A 15,745-nucleotide genomic window follows, 5' to 3' on the forward strand; every position below is an offset into this window, starting at 1 on the left:
TTTATTTGGCTTGCTGTCGGCGATATTTTTTCGCCCATTTTTTGCGGATTTGAATGATGCCAATCACGTTATGATCGATTGCTGGGGTATAGAGTGCTTCAAATTGTTCGATTGCCCTTAAAATGCGCTGGCCGGCCTCTTCATTGCCAAAGTATAAATTAGCGATTCCGACGATAAGTTGTTGGCAGATTCTGCCGTTAGCGGTTAGCAAGTGGGCATCAATTGCTCCAACCTTTTTGGCGAGTTGCTTGGCCTGCTCGAAGTGGGTTAAGTTAAGTTGGATTTGAAAGACGGTTAAATACATATTCATTAGTTCATCTGATAGGTTGAAAGGATCATGACCATTTGGTAGGTACTTTAAGCAGTTAGTCTCAAATTTGGCAAAAATTTTGGGGATTAGCGCTACTTGCCCCGTACTGACAGCAATTACGAAAAGAACATCGGCCAGTTTGATTTCTCGAATGGTCCAAGTTTTAGCAGCGGCGAGTTGATCCCAAAGATTGTTGATCTCAGGAGTCATCGATACAGTTTTAGAATGATAGGCTTCAATCAAGATTTCACCGGTAGCCGCCACTGAACGCAAACCTAAGTCACGACTTGTTTTATAATCTGCGACAATCTTTCCCATTATCTGCAAATTATGGGCTTCATATGCATGAATGAGTTGATCTTGGAGTGCTTGGACTTTTGTTTGCTGATAATTGTTATGAATGAACCGAAATTCATCGAGGGAAATTGAAAGATTGTCTAGAATCTGAAATAACTTAGTGGCACTTACGTCATTTAATCCCCGCTCAAAACGGTTTGCAAACGAGCGGGACACGATAGTTGAATAAACTTCTTTTTGGGTAAATCCTTTGATTTGCCTAATTTTTTTGACCGTTTGACCGATAGCTGGCATGATTGCCCTCCTGACGTCTCATATATGCAACATATTGTAAGCTCATCGGAACGAAATAACTAGTAGTATTCATACTAAATTAAGTAGGTGGGTGGCTGAGGACGGCTGCGCCAGGCAGAAAGCTACACATAAGCACCTTGAACAAAAATTCCAAGCCCGGAAATTTCTGTTCAAGGAGCCTTATGTTCCGACGGCCGTGAAACGCCTAGCCTATCTGGCACTTCCTAAACGCTTTGCTCCGCTCACTTACTCTTGGAGGCCTCACAATGGATATTACAAATTACCAATCAGCTAATCAAATTATCAAAGACTTCTCAAGCAACCTAATCAGTGCATTTTCCGCTGACATGTTTTCGATGGCAATGGGGCTCATGTTACTCGACCAAACCGGGTTATCGTTGAGCTTCGGTCTGTCGCTGATTATGATGCCGCTTGTCAATTTAGTTGGGCTGATTCCGATTGGAAATTTGGTCGACAACTGGCCGCATAAGCCTTTATTGTTGGGCGGTATCTTGGTTCGCTTAGTAGCGCTTCTCATATATGCCGGGGTGATTAATCAGTTCGTGGGGATCCAAAAGATTGTGCCTACGCTGGCATTCTTGGCGGTAAATTATACGGTTCAAAGTGTGATGACTACTACCTACAACGCGTCAATTCACGAATTAGTCAATCCGGCCTACGTTCAAAGGTTGAGTTCGTTGACCCAGGCAGCGACGTCGTTTGCGACGATTTTTTCGCCAATTATCGCAACCTCCTTTTACTCGTTGTTAGGGTTTGATACCTTCATCTGGTTTTCGGTTGGGGCGAATGTGGTTGTCCTATTGATTCTATTATCAATGAAATTTCACGTCCAGCCACGATTTCAATCTAAGCATTCGAAAACCCAGTGGGCACTCTTTAAAGGCGGCCTTAAATATATTGACAGCAATCAATTTTTGAAATATGTGATGAGCGGTGGGGTTGTTTTAAACTTGATGGCGGCAGTTTTTAACGTTGGCATGCCCTTTATGGTGGTTCATCAGTTGCACGCTGGAAACGTGGTTTTAGGCGTTTTAAATTCAATGTATGCGTTAGGCGTCTTGATTGGTAATCTCATTATTAGCTGGCTGCCTAAATTTCAGCACTTGGCCAAAACACTGGCGTTCGCTTACATGGCTTTTAGTATGACCATTTTAGCGTTTGGCTTTGTTATGGTTCCAAACATTAGTTCATTAACGTTAAAGATCGCTGGTGGTGGCATTTTATTGCTGAGTGGCATGGCGCTGGCGTTTTTAAACACGCCGATGGGGATTTATATTCAACAGGCTGTACCAACTAGGTTGCTGGGGCGGGTTTCTGCGACCGTCATGACGATTAATATGGCGTCAGCACCGGTTGGAATCGTAATTTATAGCCTCATTTTTCAAGTTTATCCAAGCTGGCTGAATTTTCTTATCAGCGGAATTATTTTGCTGATCTTTACGATAATCTTGGGTAGATTGATGGTGGCCGAAGAAAATCGACGGCAGGTTCATTCAAATGCCATAGAAAATATCAAAAATTAAAAAAACGATGAAACTGGGACAGAAGGCGTTTTGATCCCAGAGCATAACAAAAACCTCCAACCACCCATAACTGGGAACGATTGGAGGCTTTTGTTGAGTGACAAAGATTGGCTATTTGTCATGGCTTTTTTCCAAATTCGAGTGGTGTCTAAGTTGTAATCACGGGTGGAAATCAAGCTTTGCCCCACTTTGTCATCTTTTGCGACCGGCGTTTTTTAACCTAATAAATGAAAATTTCATCGTCAGTTTTAGCAAACGGATTATCTTGATTAATATGATCGTAAAATAAGACGCCGTGCAAATGGTCAATCTCGTGTTGGCAAACAATTGCCGGGTAATTTTTGAGCCGAATCTGATGTTGCTTGCCGTCAACGTCTGTATATCGCAAAGTAATCCGAGCTGCTCTTGGCACATATCCGGGGATATCCTTGTCAACTGACAGGCAGCCTTCACCCTCTGTGAGGGCCCCCCGCTGGACGGAATTTGAAATAATGACCGGGTTGATAATGACGTCCTTGAAAAGAGGCTTATCGCTTTCATCTTCGTCTTCATTTGGTACAAGTACAGAGGCCATCATTTTAGAAACGCCGACTTGAGGGGCTGCTAAGCCAACCCCTGCTCGTAATTGGTATTTTTCACAGAGCTCTGGGTTTTGGCTGACTTCCAAATATTCCATGAGGTCGTGGGCCAATTGTTTATCTTCGTCGCTCAAAGGAAACTGAACTTTTTGAGCTTGCTTGCGGAGAACTGGATCCCCGTCTCGAACAATATCTTTCATTAAAAACACTTCAAAGACCTCCGAATAAGTTTTGAACTTTATACGCTAACAACCATTTTAGCGTAAATTTTGAAAAAAAACTATCTTCAAATTGTTTTGTGAATTTTCACAAGTCCCTACGCGCACAGCCGGTTTCGAATTGAGAACTTTTGGCGCGCTATAAACACGAAAGAAATCTTATTTCATAGCAATGAAAGGGCTTGCAAACGGTTGCGAAAAATGCTAAATTTGAAGTGTGGTTTAGAGAGATTCGATTGTGCATCACAAGTTGAGCTTTACAGGAAAGGAAAGTGTTATCTATGGCAGCAGAAGACAAGCACGTTGTTGATTTTGCCAAGATCAAATCAACGATGAGCGATCCTTATAAGAAACCAGTTCAAGTAATTGATGAAAATGGCAAGATCGTTAACCAAGAATTGTTTGATCGCTTTAGTGATGATGACTTAGTAACTTTGATGGAAAAGATGGTTTGGGAACGTGCCTTGCATGAACAAACCATGAACTTCTCTCGCCAAGGTCGGTTAGGCTTTTATGCCCCAACATATGGTGAAGAAGCATCTGAAATGGGCATTGCTTATGCAATGAAGAAACAGGATTACCTTTTCCCAGCTTACCGTGATTTACCACAATTAATTCAACATGGCGCAACTGTTAAGGAAGGCTATCTCTGGTCAAAGGGACATTATCAATGCTACGACTATGTACGTGATGGTGTTCGGGCTTGGATTCCACAGATCATTATTGGTGCCCAATATGTTCAAGCTGCAGGTGCTGCACTGGGGATTAAAAAGAATGGTGAAAAGGACACCGTTGCTTATACGTTTACTGGCGATGGCGGCACTTCACAGGGTGACTTTTATGAAGGCATCAACTTCGCCAGTTCATTCCAAGCACCGGCCATTTTCTTCGTTCAAAATAATGGTTGGGCGATTTCAGTTCCTCGGAAAACCCAAACGGCAGCCGAAACCTTGGCTCAAAAAGGGGTGGCTTCAGGAGTTCCTGGAACCCAAGTTGATGGGATGGATATTTTGGCAACCTATCTAGTTGCCAAAGATGCTCGAGACTTTGTTGCGGCTGGCAATGGGCCGGCATTAGTTGAAACGCTGACTTACCGATTTGGTGCTCACAGTTCTGCAGGGGACGATCCAAGCCGTTACCGGACAAAGGAACAAGAAAAGCCATGGTTCGATCGGGATCCATTGATTCGACTCCGAAAAGTTTTGACGGATAAGAAGCTTTGGGATCAAGACAAAGAAGATAAATTAGTGGCTCAATACAAAGATGAATTTAAGCAGGCAATGAAGGATGCCGAAGCCGCTCCTAAGCAAAAGATTAGTGATTTCTTGAAGCACACGTTTGAAGTACCAACTCCGGACGTAGCGGCTGACATCGAAAAATTCGAAGCAAAGGAGTCGAAATAATCATGGCTAAATTAACGTATATCAAAGCAATTACTGACGGACTTGATCAGGTATTGCAAAACGACGAAAAAACGCTGATTTTTGGTGAGGATGTCGGCAAAAACGGTGGCGTATTCAGAACAACCGAAGGCCTTCAGGACAAGTATGGCACCGATCGGGTATTTGATACGCCTTTAGCTGAATCCGGTATTTTAGGGATGTCAATTGGGCTGTCATTAACGGGGTGGCGGCCAATTCCAGAAATTCAATTTATGGGATTTACAATGGAAGCCGTTGACTCAATTGGCGGCCAGATGTCTCGAAACCGTTTCCGGATGTCCGGTGATGTTTCGATGCCGATTACAATTCGAACCCCATTTGGTGGTGGGACTCACACGGCCGAACTTCACGGCGACTCACTAGAAGGGTTGTTTATTGGTATTCCTGGACTGCGGGTTGTAACGCCTGCCAATCCATATGATGCCAAAGGAATGATTATTGCCGCCGTTGAAAACAACGATCCAGTTTTATTTATGGAGAACCTGAAGCTTTATCGTTCAATGAAGGCCGAAGTTCCCGAAGGTCACTATACCGTACCGCTAGATAAGGCCAACGTTGTTCGTGAGGGATCCGACATTACCGTAGTAGCTTACAGTGCAGAAGTGAATGAAGCACTCAAAGTAGCGGACAAGTTAGAAAAGGAAAATATTTCAGTTGAGGTTATTGATCTACGGTCATTGTCACCAATTGACGATGCAACCATTTTTGCTTCAATTGATAAGACCCACAAAGTCGTAATTGCCCAAGAGGCGCAAAAGATGACCGGAGCTGGCGCAAAAGTGGCTTCAGATATTGCTGAAAAGGATATTATGTCACTGGATGCACCAATTGGCCGAGTTTCTGCCCCAGACAGCATTTTCCCATTCGCAATGGCTGAAAATGATTGGTTACCGGATGCAGACGACATTGAAGAAAAAGTTCGCGAAATTTTAAACTACTAAAGTATTGATTGTTCGAAAGAAAGGAAGTTAGATCCCATGGCCTATAAGTTTAAACTACCAGAAATGGGAGAAGGAATTACGGAAGGCGAAATCGCGTCTTGGCTGGTTAAAGTCGGCGATCAAGTTAAGGAAGACGACCCGTTGGTTGAAATCCAAAACGATAAGTCTGTCCAAGAAATGCCATCCCCAGTTGCTGGTACTGTTAAAAGTATTGATAAACAAGAGGGCGAAACCGCAGAAGTTGGCGACGTCTTAGTCACAATCGATGACGGTTCACCTGATACTGCTGATGAAGCTGCACCGGCAACACCAGCTAAGAGCGAGGAAGCGGCAGCCGCTCCGGCTGAACCTGCCGCATCAGCCGCTCCTGCTCCAGCACCAGCTGCCGAAGCAACGGTCACAGCACCGCCAGCCGCTTCAAATCCAAATGCGATTGTGAAGGCAATGCCATCAGTTCGCCAATATGCTCGGGATAAAGGTGTCGATATTACAGCTGTTCCGGCAACTGGCAATCATGGTCAGGTGACTAAAGCTGATATTGATAACTTCAATCCAGCAGCTGCACCTGCTGAGCAAGCCGCTAGCCAGCCAGCTGCACCGGCACCAACAACTCAAGCTAAAGCCAGTGGCCAGGCAATCAAACCATGGAAGTCCGGTCAACCTGATCTTGAGACCAGAGAACCAATGTCCATGATGAGAAAGACAATTGCCAAGGCAATGCGGACTTCTAAGGATATTTCACCACACGTTACTTCCTTTGATGATGTTGAAGTAAGTGCGTTGATGGCTAACCGTAAGAAGTACAAGCAATTAGCTGCCGATCAAGACATTCATTTGACATTCCTGCCATACATTGTCAAAGCGTTAGTTGCTGTGATGAAGAAGTTCCCTGAATTTAATGCATCCATTGATGATAGTACGCAAGAAATCGTTTATAAGCATTATTACAATGTTGGTATTGCAACGAATACCGATCACGGTTTATACGTGCCAAATATCAAGAATGCTGATTCTAAGGGCATGTTTGAAATTGCCAAAGAAATCACTGAAAATACGCAAGCAGCCTACGATAACAAACTGAAGGCCGATACGATGCAAGGCGGCTCGATTACGATCAGTAACGTGGGTTCAATTGGCGGCGGCTGGTTTACGCCGGTTATCAACCAACCCGAAGTTGCAATTTTGGGAGTTGGTAAGATTGCCAAGGAACCATTCGTTGACGAAGATGGTGAAATTAAGGTTGGCAATATGATGAAGCTCTCGTTGAGTTATGATCACCGACTCATTGATGGAGCCCTTGCTCAAAATGCCTTGAATTACATGAACCAGTTGCTTCATGATCCAGCTATGCTGTTGATGGAAGGATGATCGAATAATGGCAGATGTTGAAAAGAAAGAAACAGTGATTATTGGTGCTGGCCCTGGCGGCTACGTGGCAGCAATTCGTGCCTCTGAGTTAGGCCAAAAAGTAACTTTAATCGAAAAATCCGATAAACTCGGTGGGGTTTGTTTGAACGTTGGCTGTGTCCCGTCAAAAGCCTTGATCGCAGCCGGCCATCGCTTCAGGGAAGCAAACGATGCTGTCACTTATGGGATTACAACCCAACCGGCAACAATTGATTTCAAAAAAACTCAGGAGTGGAAGCAGAAAAAAGTCGTTGATCGAATGACCAATGGTGTAAAAATGCTCCTGAATAAGCATAAAGTTGATATTATCCAAGGCGAAGCAGTCTTAGATAGCGATACTCAGTTAAGGGTAATGCCGGTTGGCCCACAACAATTTATGAGCACAAACACGGGGACCACGATTCAATTTGACAACCTGATTCTTGCGACCGGTTCGCATCCGATTGAGATTCCTGGTTTTAAGTTTGAAGGCCGGGTAGTTGATTCAACTGGTGGGTTGAACTTGCCAGAAATTCCAAAAGAGTTTGTAGTCATCGGCGGCGGTTATGTTGGTACTGAACTGGCGGGTGCGTACGCTAATTTGGGTGCCCATGTAACGATCATCGAAGGCTTGGACTCTATCTTAAATGGTTTTTCAAAGGATATGGTTTCAGTCGTCTTGAAACAGCTGAAGAAAAAAGGCGTTGATGTGCATACCAGTGCCAAGGCCATTTCTTCAAGCCAAGATGATAGCAGCGTGACGGTTACCTACGAAGAAGACGGTAAACAAACAACGATTAAAGCTGACTATTGTATGGTCACTGTTGGGCGGCGACCGAATACCGATGATCTTGGCCTTGAGTATACTAAGGTTAAATTAAATGATCACGGGATTGTTGAAACTGATGAACAGGGTAGAACGGATTCACCGCATATCTTCGCAGTCGGCGATATTGCTTCTGGCCCGGCGTTGGCGCACAAAGCCTTCTTCCAAGGAAAAGTTGCTGCCGGAGCAATTGCTGGCAAGCACACAGCCAATGATTACGTTGGGGTGCCGGCGGTTTGCTTCTCCGATCCGGAGTTGGCTGTTGTTGGTTTAACTCAAGCGCAAGCAAAGGATCAAGGCATTGAAGTCGCAACAGCAAAATTCCCATTTGCTGGTAATGCTCGGGCGGTTTCCTTGGATCAAGCAGACGGCTTTGTTCGCTTAATTTATACTAAAGATGATCAAACGATTCTCGGTGGCGAAGTCGTTGGCCCTGGCGCCAGTGATTTAGTTGCTGAATTGAGCTTGGCAGTCAATGGGCGGATGAATGTTGAAGACATTTCGTTGACAATTCATCCACACCCAACCTTGAGTGAGCCGGTTCAAGAGGCAGCCGATGTGGCGTTAGGCTTCCCAACCCATATCTAAATTAAAGGTTTAGTTACAAAATTTTAGATAACTAAAATAAGCGTTTGGAATTAAAAAGGGCTCGTATTACTGATGCCCGTTGGTAATTAATTTCCAAACGCTTTTTTGGTTGTCCATCAATTTGAGCAAAAATTAGCACTTTGAACACCCACTTTATGGCTCACTTTTGAAAAAGCAACGACTTTTTGCGTTCCAATATTTCACAAACTTTCATTTTAATCTATAATATGGACAAGGGCTAATTAATGATCGGAGTTGATTTTATGGCTGAAGGGTATGAATATCCGCTGATTGATGGGCTTAGCGTTGATGAGGTGATTGACGTTGTGGCTTTTTTTCAAAGCGTCGAAGCGGCCTATGAACAAGCTGGTGGCGTTGAAAAGACAACTTTTCTAGCAGCTTATACTAAATTCAGGCGGATTTTGCCAACTCAAATGGAACAAAAGCAACTTGAAAAGGAATTCTTGAAGCGATCTGGTTATGATGCTTATGCGGTCATTAAAGCAGTTCAAAATTCGAATGCGAAAAAAGTAAGGATGGATCAATCAAAAAATGGACGTTAATGAAATTAAGCGGATTGATAAAACCGTTAAAGGCTGGCTACGAGAATCACGGGATAATGTTTTACGAAAAATTGATACTCGATTGACGGTAAATACCAAATCTAGTCGAACCGATTTAGTGACGAACATCGACAAGCAAAATGAACAATTTATTGTGACTAAAATTCGTGAGTTTGATCCTGATGCTCGAATTCTTGGTGAAGAGGGCTCCGGTGATGAAGTAGATTCAGTCGCTGGCCATGTTTGGATTGTTGACCCAATTGATGGGACAATGAACTTTGTGAAGCAACGCAATCATTTTGCGATTATGATTGCGTTATATATAGATGGTGCAGGTGTTCTGGGCTATATCTTAGATGTGATGGGTAATCACTTATTATCCGGTGGCCCGGCTTTAGGGGTCTTTGATAATGGCCAGCCACTTGAAAAAGCTGCTGATACGCCTTTGCGTGAAGGATTGGTTGGGTTAAGTGGGCCAATGGTACTCCATGATGACTATCATATGGTTAATATTGCTAACCGTTCTTTAGGAATGCGAGTTTACGGCAGTGCAGGCATTGATATTATTTCCGTGTTACGAGGCGAACTGGTTGCTTATATTTCTTACCTTAAGCCGTGGGACTTTGGTGCTGGTAAGATCCTTTGCGAAACTGCTGGTTTAAAGGTAACAACAGTTGACGGCCAGCCCTTAGGTATGTTATCATCAACCACGGTTATGTTAGCAACACGAAAGGCACATCGAGACATTCTTACAATTGTAGGTCAATAGTCATACTGTGACGGTTGTCACAGTTTTTTTATGCCAATATATCAAGGTGTGTTCATTCGGTAATGATTTAAAATGAAGGGAAGCAAACGACTTGGATACAAAACTAAAAACACGAGACGACATTCGTAACATTGCAATTATCGCCCACGTTGACCACGGTAAAACGACTTTGGTTAACGAGATGCTAAAACAATCAGATACTTTGGACCAACACGTTCAAATTGAGGATCGAGCCCTTGACTCAAACGCGATTGAACGGGAACGGGGAATCACCATCCTGTCAAAAAATACCGCTGTTAAGTATGGGGATAAACAAATTAATATTTTGGATACCCCAGGGCATGCTGATTTCGGTGGCGAAGTTGAACGAATTATGCGAATGGTTGATGGGTGTTTATTAGTCGTGGATGCTTTTGAAGGAACAATGCCTCAAACGCGGTTTGTTCTTAAAAAGGCGTTGGAACAACATTTAACGCCAATCGTTGTCATTAATAAGGTTGACCGTGAAGGCGCCCGCCCAGAAGAAGTTGTCGACGAAGTGTTGGATTTGTTTATCGAACTTGGCGCCGATGAAGAACAACTGGACTTTCCAGTGGTTTATGCATCAGCTATGAACGGAACTTCAAGTTATGATTCAGACATTAGTACGCAAAAGCATACGATGAAGCCAATCTTTGATACGATCATCAAGGATATCCCGGCACCAATTGATAACTCTGACGAACCCCTTCAGTTCCAAGTTGCGATGCTTGATTATAACGACTTCGTAGGTCGAATTGGTATTGGCCGAATCTTCCGGGGAACGATCAAAGTCGGCGATAACGTTACAGTTATGAAACTTGATGGGACAAAGCAAAATTTCCGAGTTACCAAATTGATGGGCTTCTTTGGCCTTAAGAAAGAAGACATTCAAGAAGCCAAAGCAGGTGACTTGATCGCGGTTTCTGGCATGGAAGATATCAATGTTGGCGAAACGGTTGTATCGCCTAATGACTTGGAACCATTACCAATCTTGAGAATTGACGCACCAACTTTGCAAATGACTTTTGGGACCAACACGTCACCATTTGCTGGTCAAGATGGTAAGTTTGTGACGGCTCGTCAGCTGGAAGACCGATTAAGACGTGAACTGCATACTGACGTTTCTCTGCGAGTTGAAGATACCGATAACCCGGGTGCCTGGACAGTGTCTGGCCGTGGGGAATTACATTTGTCAATTTTGATTGAAACTTTGCGTCGTGAAGGGTATGAATTACAAGCTTCCCGTCCAGAAGTTATTTATCGTGAAGTTGATGGTCAAATGTGTGAACCATTTGAATCAGTTCAAATTGATACACCGGATGAATATACTGGTTCTATCATTGATACCCTTTCTCAACGAAAAGGCGAGATGCAAAACATGGAAACAACTGATAACGGTCAAACTCGGTTGACTTTCTTGGCACCATCTCGGGGATTGATTGGATACTCAACTGAATTCTTATCAATGACTCGTGGATATGGTATTTTGAACCATACTTTCGAAAAGTACCTTCCGGTTATTAAGGGCTGGAACCCTGGTCGAAAGAAGGGAACGCTGGTTTCCATGAATGCTGGTAAAGCAACCACTTATGCCATGATGGGAATTGAAAGCCGGGGGACGTTATTGATTGACCCAGGGACTGAAGTCTATGAAGGCATGATTGTTGGTGAAAATAATCGTGAAAATGATATTACGGTTAATATCACCAAAGGAAAGAATTTGACTAACGTCCGGGCTGCTGGTTCTGATGATATGGCTAGAATCAAAACGCCGACACACTTGAGTCTTGAAGAATCACTTGAATTCTTGAACGAAGATGAGCTATGTGAAGTAACGCCCCACCATATTCGTTTGCGAAAGAAGATTTTAAACTCTAACGCTCGAGAAAAAGAAGCTAAGAAGCGCAAGCACAGCTAATTAAATATCACAATCATTCTGTAACTTAGCACTAGTTTGCCCAGGCTTTCATTTGTGAGACTGGGGCAAACGCTGATAATTCCAGAATTATGCAAAATACCACCTATTTCGAAGGTCATTCCGATCTTTTAAAATGGGTGGTATTTTGCGTACATGGCAAAGATCAACCGTCTGCCATGTATACGCCAGGCATTTCATGGTCGTCGCAGTTTTTCTACTAATTATGGATGGAGAGCTAAGTTGCAATTACGGGGAAGAAATAAATCAAATCTTGTTCGGGTCTTTTTATATGGCAAACAAGTCCTGGTTAACTGGTTATTAATTAAGCGTTCAATCATCTTTAAAATTTGATGATCTTGATAAACTTCGTTATTTCAGGCGAAATAGATATGATATAATGAGGTTCGATGTGATAACAGTTGAACTTAAAAAGTGGAGTGAAGCCCTTGTCTCGGTTTAAAAACATGGATTATTTTATCTTTATCCCATACCTGATAATGTCGGTTATTGGGATTATTATGGTTTATTCGGCCAGTGCAAATATTGCGGTTCAAAATGGCGGCAGCCCACTGAGTTATTTTAAAAAACAACTTATTTTTGTTGTTTTAAGCGTCATCATCGTTTTACTAATGAGCCGATTTAAGATTCATAAATTACGGAATAAACGGTTTTTATCCTATTTGGAGATTGGCTTTTTTGTTGTTTTGGTGGGCTTGTTAGCTATCGGAACCACAATTAACGGTGCGGCGGGCTGGATTCGCCTCGGGCCGTTTAGCATCCAGCCCGCTGAATTTGTCAAATTTTTTATTATCATTCGCCTTGCCAATATTATTGACGCTAGACAAGACCTGATTACCCAATCAGCTTCTGAGTGGTGGCACCAACTTTGGCCAACAATCGTGCGGGTTGGTATCTTGATTGCCCTTATCTTTTTACAGCCGGATGCTGGTGGGGCGGCCATTAATTTTGCGATTGCCTTTGTCATTTTCATGGCCAGCGGTATTTCGTGGAAAAAGGCTTTGGCTTTCTTGGGTGGTGGCGTGGCGTTAGTCGTCGCCCTCATTCAGTTTGTTTTAGTGCCACTGTCGAAGACTGATCTTTTTGCCAATTCTTATCAACTGCAGCGAATTATTGCGTTTACTAATCCATTTGGGCATGCAACTGGGGCGGGCCAACAACTGGTTAATTCCTACTATGCGATTAGTAATGGTGGTTTGTTTGGGGTTGGCCTGGGTAATAGTGTCCAGAAGACGGGATATTTACCTGAACCGAATACTGATTTTATTATGGCCATTTTAACGGAAGAGCTTGGTGCAATTGGGGCGATTTGTGTGATGGCACTACTGACATTCATTATTGCCCGAATCGTTCTGATTGGCGTTCGAAGCACACACCCGTACCACAGCCTGATTTGCTATGGGGTTGCGACTTATATGACAATTCAAACTCTGTTTAATATGGGCGGGGTCCTCGGGGTCCTGCCGATTACTGGCGTGACTTTTCCGTTTATTAGTTATGGGGGATCAAGTATTTTAACTCTATCGTTTTGCTTAGGGTTGGTGTTAAATATTTCAGGACGACAACACCAAGAACGGCATGCATTGCAAACAACTACTGGTTAATTTTAGGGAGATGTAAATTTGGCATTTAAAATTGAACCAACAATGGGATTGATTGTTTATCTTTATTCAATTAAGCACGCCAAAAATTTAAAGCAGTTCGGTCGACTTTATTATGTATCGAAGCGAATGAGATATGCTTTACTTTATATTGACCAGGATCGTCAAACAGAGGTTATTAAAAAGTTAAATTCCGAAAATTACGTTAAACAAGTCGTTCCTTCACATTTAAATGAATTAGTTCATGAGGTTGAGGGAAAGAATACGCTTGATGAAGATGATTCATTTGATGAAGATTTTTAAGGTAGCGAGGTTAGTAGATTGCGAATTATTTCAGGAAAATATGGTGGGATCAAATTAGTGCCGGTTAAGAGCGATCGAACGCGGCCAACGACTGATAAAGTCAAAGAATCGCTGTTTAGCATGACAGGACCCTATTATGAAGGTGGCCGCTTTCTTGACTTGTTTGCCGGATCCGGGGCGGTCGGGATTGAAGCCGTTTCACGGGGCATGACGAGTGCGGTCTTAGTGGATAAACAGTTTCAAGCGATTCAAGCGATTAACGAAAACGTGGCTAAAATTCACGCTAAAGACCAGTTTGAAGTGATTAAGGGCAATGCTGATACCGTGTTAAAGCAGCTTGCAGAAGCTGGCCAAAAATTTGATATGGTTTTTTTAGATCCGCCATATCGAAAGCAGCGAATAATTGACACAATTGATCGCTTAATGGCACTGGATTTGTTAAATGAAGAGGCAATCATTATCTGTGAAACGGATAATCAGACGGTATTGCCCATCAGTCACGGCTCAGTTGCCGCAGTTAAACAAAAGAACTATGGCTTAACTAATTTAACGATTTATCGATATACGGAGGCGTGAGTTTATGACAACCGTTCTATATGCTGGGAGCTTTGATCCAATTACCTTGGGCCATGTGGATGTGATTCGCCGAGCTAGTCGTATTTTTGAAAAGGTGACCGTTGCGATTAGTATTAATACGCACAAAAAAGCGACCTTTACACCTGAAGAACGAGCGGCATTTGCTAAAGATGCACTTTCAGAGTTAACAAATGTTGAGGTTCTTATCTCCAACAAATTAACGGTGGAGCTGGCTGCAAGCTTGGGTATTACGGTTTTGCTAAGAGGTGTCCGTGGGAGTGCCGACCTGGATTCCGAGATGGCTATTGCTGGTTTAAATGAAAAACTGAATCACCGTATCCAAACGGTTTTTATTCCCACTGCCGCTGACTATCGGGATTTATCGTCAAGCATGATTAAAGAAATTGCCAAGTTCCATGGTGATATTACTAAATTTTTGCCCCGTCAAGCTGCCAACGCACTAAAAAACAAATTTTTGTAGAAAAGTGGTTAAAACGTGATAAAGTCGAAGACCAAACGGTATATCCTTGGCGTCCTTATTTTCTTGGTCATCCTTGCCGGAATGTTTTGGCCATTGCCAAATTACATAGAAGGACCGGGTGACGCAGCCAATTTAAGTCAGATTGTTTCTATTAAGAATCACCCGGATCGGCATCAAGGCGAATTCATGCTTATGTCGGTAAGTATCGCTAAAGCGCGGCCAATAACGTATTTGTATGCAAAATTAAGTCCATATTATTCAGTTGTGTCTGATGCGAGTGTCACGGCTGGCCAAAATATGAAGGAATACGATAAGGTTCAACATTTTTACATGGAAAGTTCAATTGGCCAGGCAATTTATACAGCTTATAAACATGCCCATCAGGCTGTTAAAATGGATTATCGGGGAATTTACGTCTTGTCCATTCAAAAAAAGTCTAAATTTCGCAACAAGCTGCAAGTTGGTGACGTTGTCGAATCAATCGATGGTCATCAGTTCACAAGCTCCACTGGGTTTGTAAACTATGTTAAGAAGCAAAAATTAGGTCAGCGGGTAACTGTCAAGTTTCGGCGTAATGGTCAACTCCATCAAGTTTCAGCACCATTAATGATGATTTCAAAGCATCGAGCGGGAATTGGCATCACCTTAACCGATGATGTTAAAGTACAAACAGATATCCCGATTAAGGTTAATCCGGGCGATGTTGGCGGCCCTTCAGGTGGGTTAATGTTCTCGTTGCAAATTTATTCGCAACTTACCGGCAAGGACTTACGTCATGGCCAAAAGGTTGCCGGGACTGGGACCGTTGATGGGCTGGGAAACGTTGGCGAAATTGGTGGTATTGATAAGAAAGTTATCACGGCCAAGAAGCATGGCGCCAAAATTTTTTTAGCACCTTATATTAAGCCGACTAAGCAGATCCTCAAATTAGAGCCGGGTCATCTGACCAATTATCAACTCGCCAAAAAGACCGCTAAGAAGTATGCGCCATCGATGAAGGTTATTCCGGTTAAAACGTTCTCCCAAGCGGTTAAGATATTAGAAAAGCAATAAGGGATTAGAGAGTCTAAT

General features: G+C 43.0%; 15 protein-coding genes. 13 read left to right on the forward strand and 2 right to left on the reverse strand.

Annotation, left to right across the window (positions count from 1 at the left end; translation table 11 throughout):
- Position 1 precedes the first annotated feature (1 nt).
- Positions 2-901 (reverse strand): helix-turn-helix domain-containing protein, encoded by a 900-nt coding sequence (locus YK48G_RS12385; protein WP_203631020.1) that lies wholly within the window; start codon positions 899-901, stop codon positions 2-4.
- A 266-nt stretch (positions 902-1,167) separates the two neighbouring features.
- On the opposite strand from YK48G_RS12385, the gene YK48G_RS12390 reads away from it, so the two are divergent.
- Positions 1,168-2,445: an MFS transporter gene (locus YK48G_RS12390; RefSeq protein ID WP_203631021.1), complete on the forward strand. Its 1,278-nt coding sequence runs from the start codon at positions 1,168-1,170 to the stop codon at positions 2,443-2,445.
- Between the two features lie 220 nt (positions 2,446-2,665).
- On the opposite strand, the gene def is transcribed toward YK48G_RS12390, so the two are convergent.
- Complete coding sequence (def, locus tag YK48G_RS12395) at positions 2,666-3,232, reverse strand: peptide deformylase (RefSeq protein ID WP_203631022.1); 567 nt, start codon at positions 3,230-3,232, stop codon at positions 2,666-2,668.
- A gap of 290 nt (positions 3,233-3,522) precedes the next feature.
- On the opposite strand from def, the gene pdhA reads away from it, so the two are divergent.
- The 12 genes from pdhA to YK48G_RS12455 all read left to right on the forward strand — a co-directional run bounded on the left by pdhA (position 3,523) and on the right by YK48G_RS12455 (position 15,727).
- Positions 3,523-4,644, forward strand: coding sequence for a pyruvate dehydrogenase (acetyl-transferring) E1 component subunit alpha (gene pdhA, locus YK48G_RS12400; protein ID WP_203631023.1), 1,122 nt, complete (start codon positions 3,523-3,525; stop codon positions 4,642-4,644).
- A 2-nt stretch (positions 4,645-4,646) separates the two neighbouring features.
- Positions 4,647-5,624 (forward strand): alpha-ketoacid dehydrogenase subunit beta, encoded by a 978-nt coding sequence (locus YK48G_RS12405; protein ID WP_203631024.1) that lies wholly within the window; start codon positions 4,647-4,649, stop codon positions 5,622-5,624.
- A 36-nt stretch (positions 5,625-5,660) separates the two neighbouring features.
- Positions 5,661-6,992 carry a 2-oxo acid dehydrogenase subunit E2 gene (locus YK48G_RS12410; protein WP_203631025.1) on the forward strand — a complete coding sequence of 444 codons (1,332 nt, stop codon included), beginning with the start codon at positions 5,661-5,663 and terminating at the stop codon, positions 6,990-6,992.
- 7 nt (positions 6,993-6,999) lie between these two features.
- Positions 7,000-8,424: a dihydrolipoyl dehydrogenase gene (gene lpdA, locus YK48G_RS12415; protein WP_203631026.1), complete on the forward strand. Its 1,425-nt coding sequence runs from the start codon at positions 7,000-7,002 to the stop codon at positions 8,422-8,424.
- 263 nt (positions 8,425-8,687) lie between these two features.
- Positions 8,688-8,987: a UPF0223 family protein gene (locus tag YK48G_RS12420; RefSeq protein ID WP_203631027.1), complete on the forward strand. Its 300-nt coding sequence runs from the start codon at positions 8,688-8,690 to the stop codon at positions 8,985-8,987.
- Entirely contained in the window at positions 8,977-9,756 is a 780-nt protein-coding gene (locus tag YK48G_RS12425) for an inositol monophosphatase family protein (protein ID WP_203631028.1), read from the forward strand. The genes YK48G_RS12420 and YK48G_RS12425 overlap by 11 nt, the downstream gene beginning before the upstream one ends.
- 91 nt (positions 9,757-9,847) lie before the next feature.
- Positions 9,848-11,695, forward strand: coding sequence for a translational GTPase TypA (typA, locus tag YK48G_RS12430; protein ID WP_203631029.1), 1,848 nt, complete (start codon positions 9,848-9,850; stop codon positions 11,693-11,695).
- A gap of 464 nt (positions 11,696-12,159) precedes the next feature.
- Entirely contained in the window at positions 12,160-13,317 is a 1,158-nt protein-coding gene (locus tag YK48G_RS12435; RefSeq protein ID WP_203631053.1) for an FtsW/RodA/SpoVE family cell cycle protein, read from the forward strand.
- Positions 13,318-13,335: 18 nt separating this feature from the next.
- The gene (locus YK48G_RS12440; protein WP_203631030.1) at positions 13,336-13,617 is read left to right on the forward strand and encodes a YlbG family protein; all 282 of its coding nucleotides are present in this window, start codon (positions 13,336-13,338) and stop codon (positions 13,615-13,617) included.
- An 18-nt stretch (positions 13,618-13,635) separates the two neighbouring features.
- Positions 13,636-14,193 carry a 16S rRNA (guanine(966)-N(2))-methyltransferase RsmD gene (gene rsmD, locus YK48G_RS12445; protein ID WP_203631031.1) on the forward strand — a complete coding sequence of 186 codons (558 nt, stop codon included), beginning with the start codon at positions 13,636-13,638 and terminating at the stop codon, positions 14,191-14,193.
- Positions 14,194-14,197: 4 nt separating this feature from the next.
- On the forward strand, positions 14,198-14,674 hold the full coding sequence (coaD, locus tag YK48G_RS12450; protein WP_203631032.1) for a pantetheine-phosphate adenylyltransferase: 477 nt from the start codon (positions 14,198-14,200) through the stop codon (positions 14,672-14,674).
- 18 nt (positions 14,675-14,692) lie between these two features.
- Positions 14,693-15,727 (forward strand): SepM family pheromone-processing serine protease, encoded by a 1,035-nt coding sequence (locus tag YK48G_RS12455; protein ID WP_232365378.1) that lies wholly within the window; start codon positions 14,693-14,695, stop codon positions 15,725-15,727.
- Positions 15,728-15,745 lie beyond the last annotated feature (18 nt).

Source organism: Lentilactobacillus fungorum (assembly GCF_016860605.1).
Lineage (GTDB): Bacteria > Bacillota > Bacilli > Lactobacillales > Lactobacillaceae > Lentilactobacillus > Lentilactobacillus fungorum.

Excerpts from the sequence above, each read along its gene's own strand:
- YK48G_RS12385 (WP_203631020.1), bottom strand. The coding sequence starts at position 901 with ATGCCAGCTATCGGTCAAACGGTCAAAAAAATTAGGCAAATCAAAGGA.
- YK48G_RS12390 (WP_203631021.1), top strand. The coding sequence starts at position 1,168 with ATGGATATTACAAATTACCAATCAGCTAATCAAATTATCAAAGACTTC.
- pdhA (WP_203631023.1), top strand. The coding sequence starts at position 3,523 with ATGGCAGCAGAAGACAAGCACGTTGTTGATTTTGCCAAGATCAAATCA.
- YK48G_RS12405 (WP_203631024.1), top strand. The coding sequence starts at position 4,647 with ATGGCTAAATTAACGTATATCAAAGCAATTACTGACGGACTTGATCAG.
- YK48G_RS12410 (WP_203631025.1), top strand. The coding sequence starts at position 5,661 with ATGGCCTATAAGTTTAAACTACCAGAAATGGGAGAAGGAATTACGGAA.
- lpdA (WP_203631026.1), top strand. The coding sequence starts at position 7,000 with ATGGCAGATGTTGAAAAGAAAGAAACAGTGATTATTGGTGCTGGCCCT.
- YK48G_RS12420 (WP_203631027.1), top strand. The coding sequence starts at position 8,688 with ATGGCTGAAGGGTATGAATATCCGCTGATTGATGGGCTTAGCGTTGAT.
- YK48G_RS12425 (WP_203631028.1), top strand. The coding sequence starts at position 8,977 with ATGGACGTTAATGAAATTAAGCGGATTGATAAAACCGTTAAAGGCTGG.
- YK48G_RS12435 (WP_203631053.1), top strand. The coding sequence starts at position 12,160 with ATGGATTATTTTATCTTTATCCCATACCTGATAATGTCGGTTATTGGG.
- coaD (WP_203631032.1), top strand. The coding sequence starts at position 14,198 with ATGACAACCGTTCTATATGCTGGGAGCTTTGATCCAATTACCTTGGGC.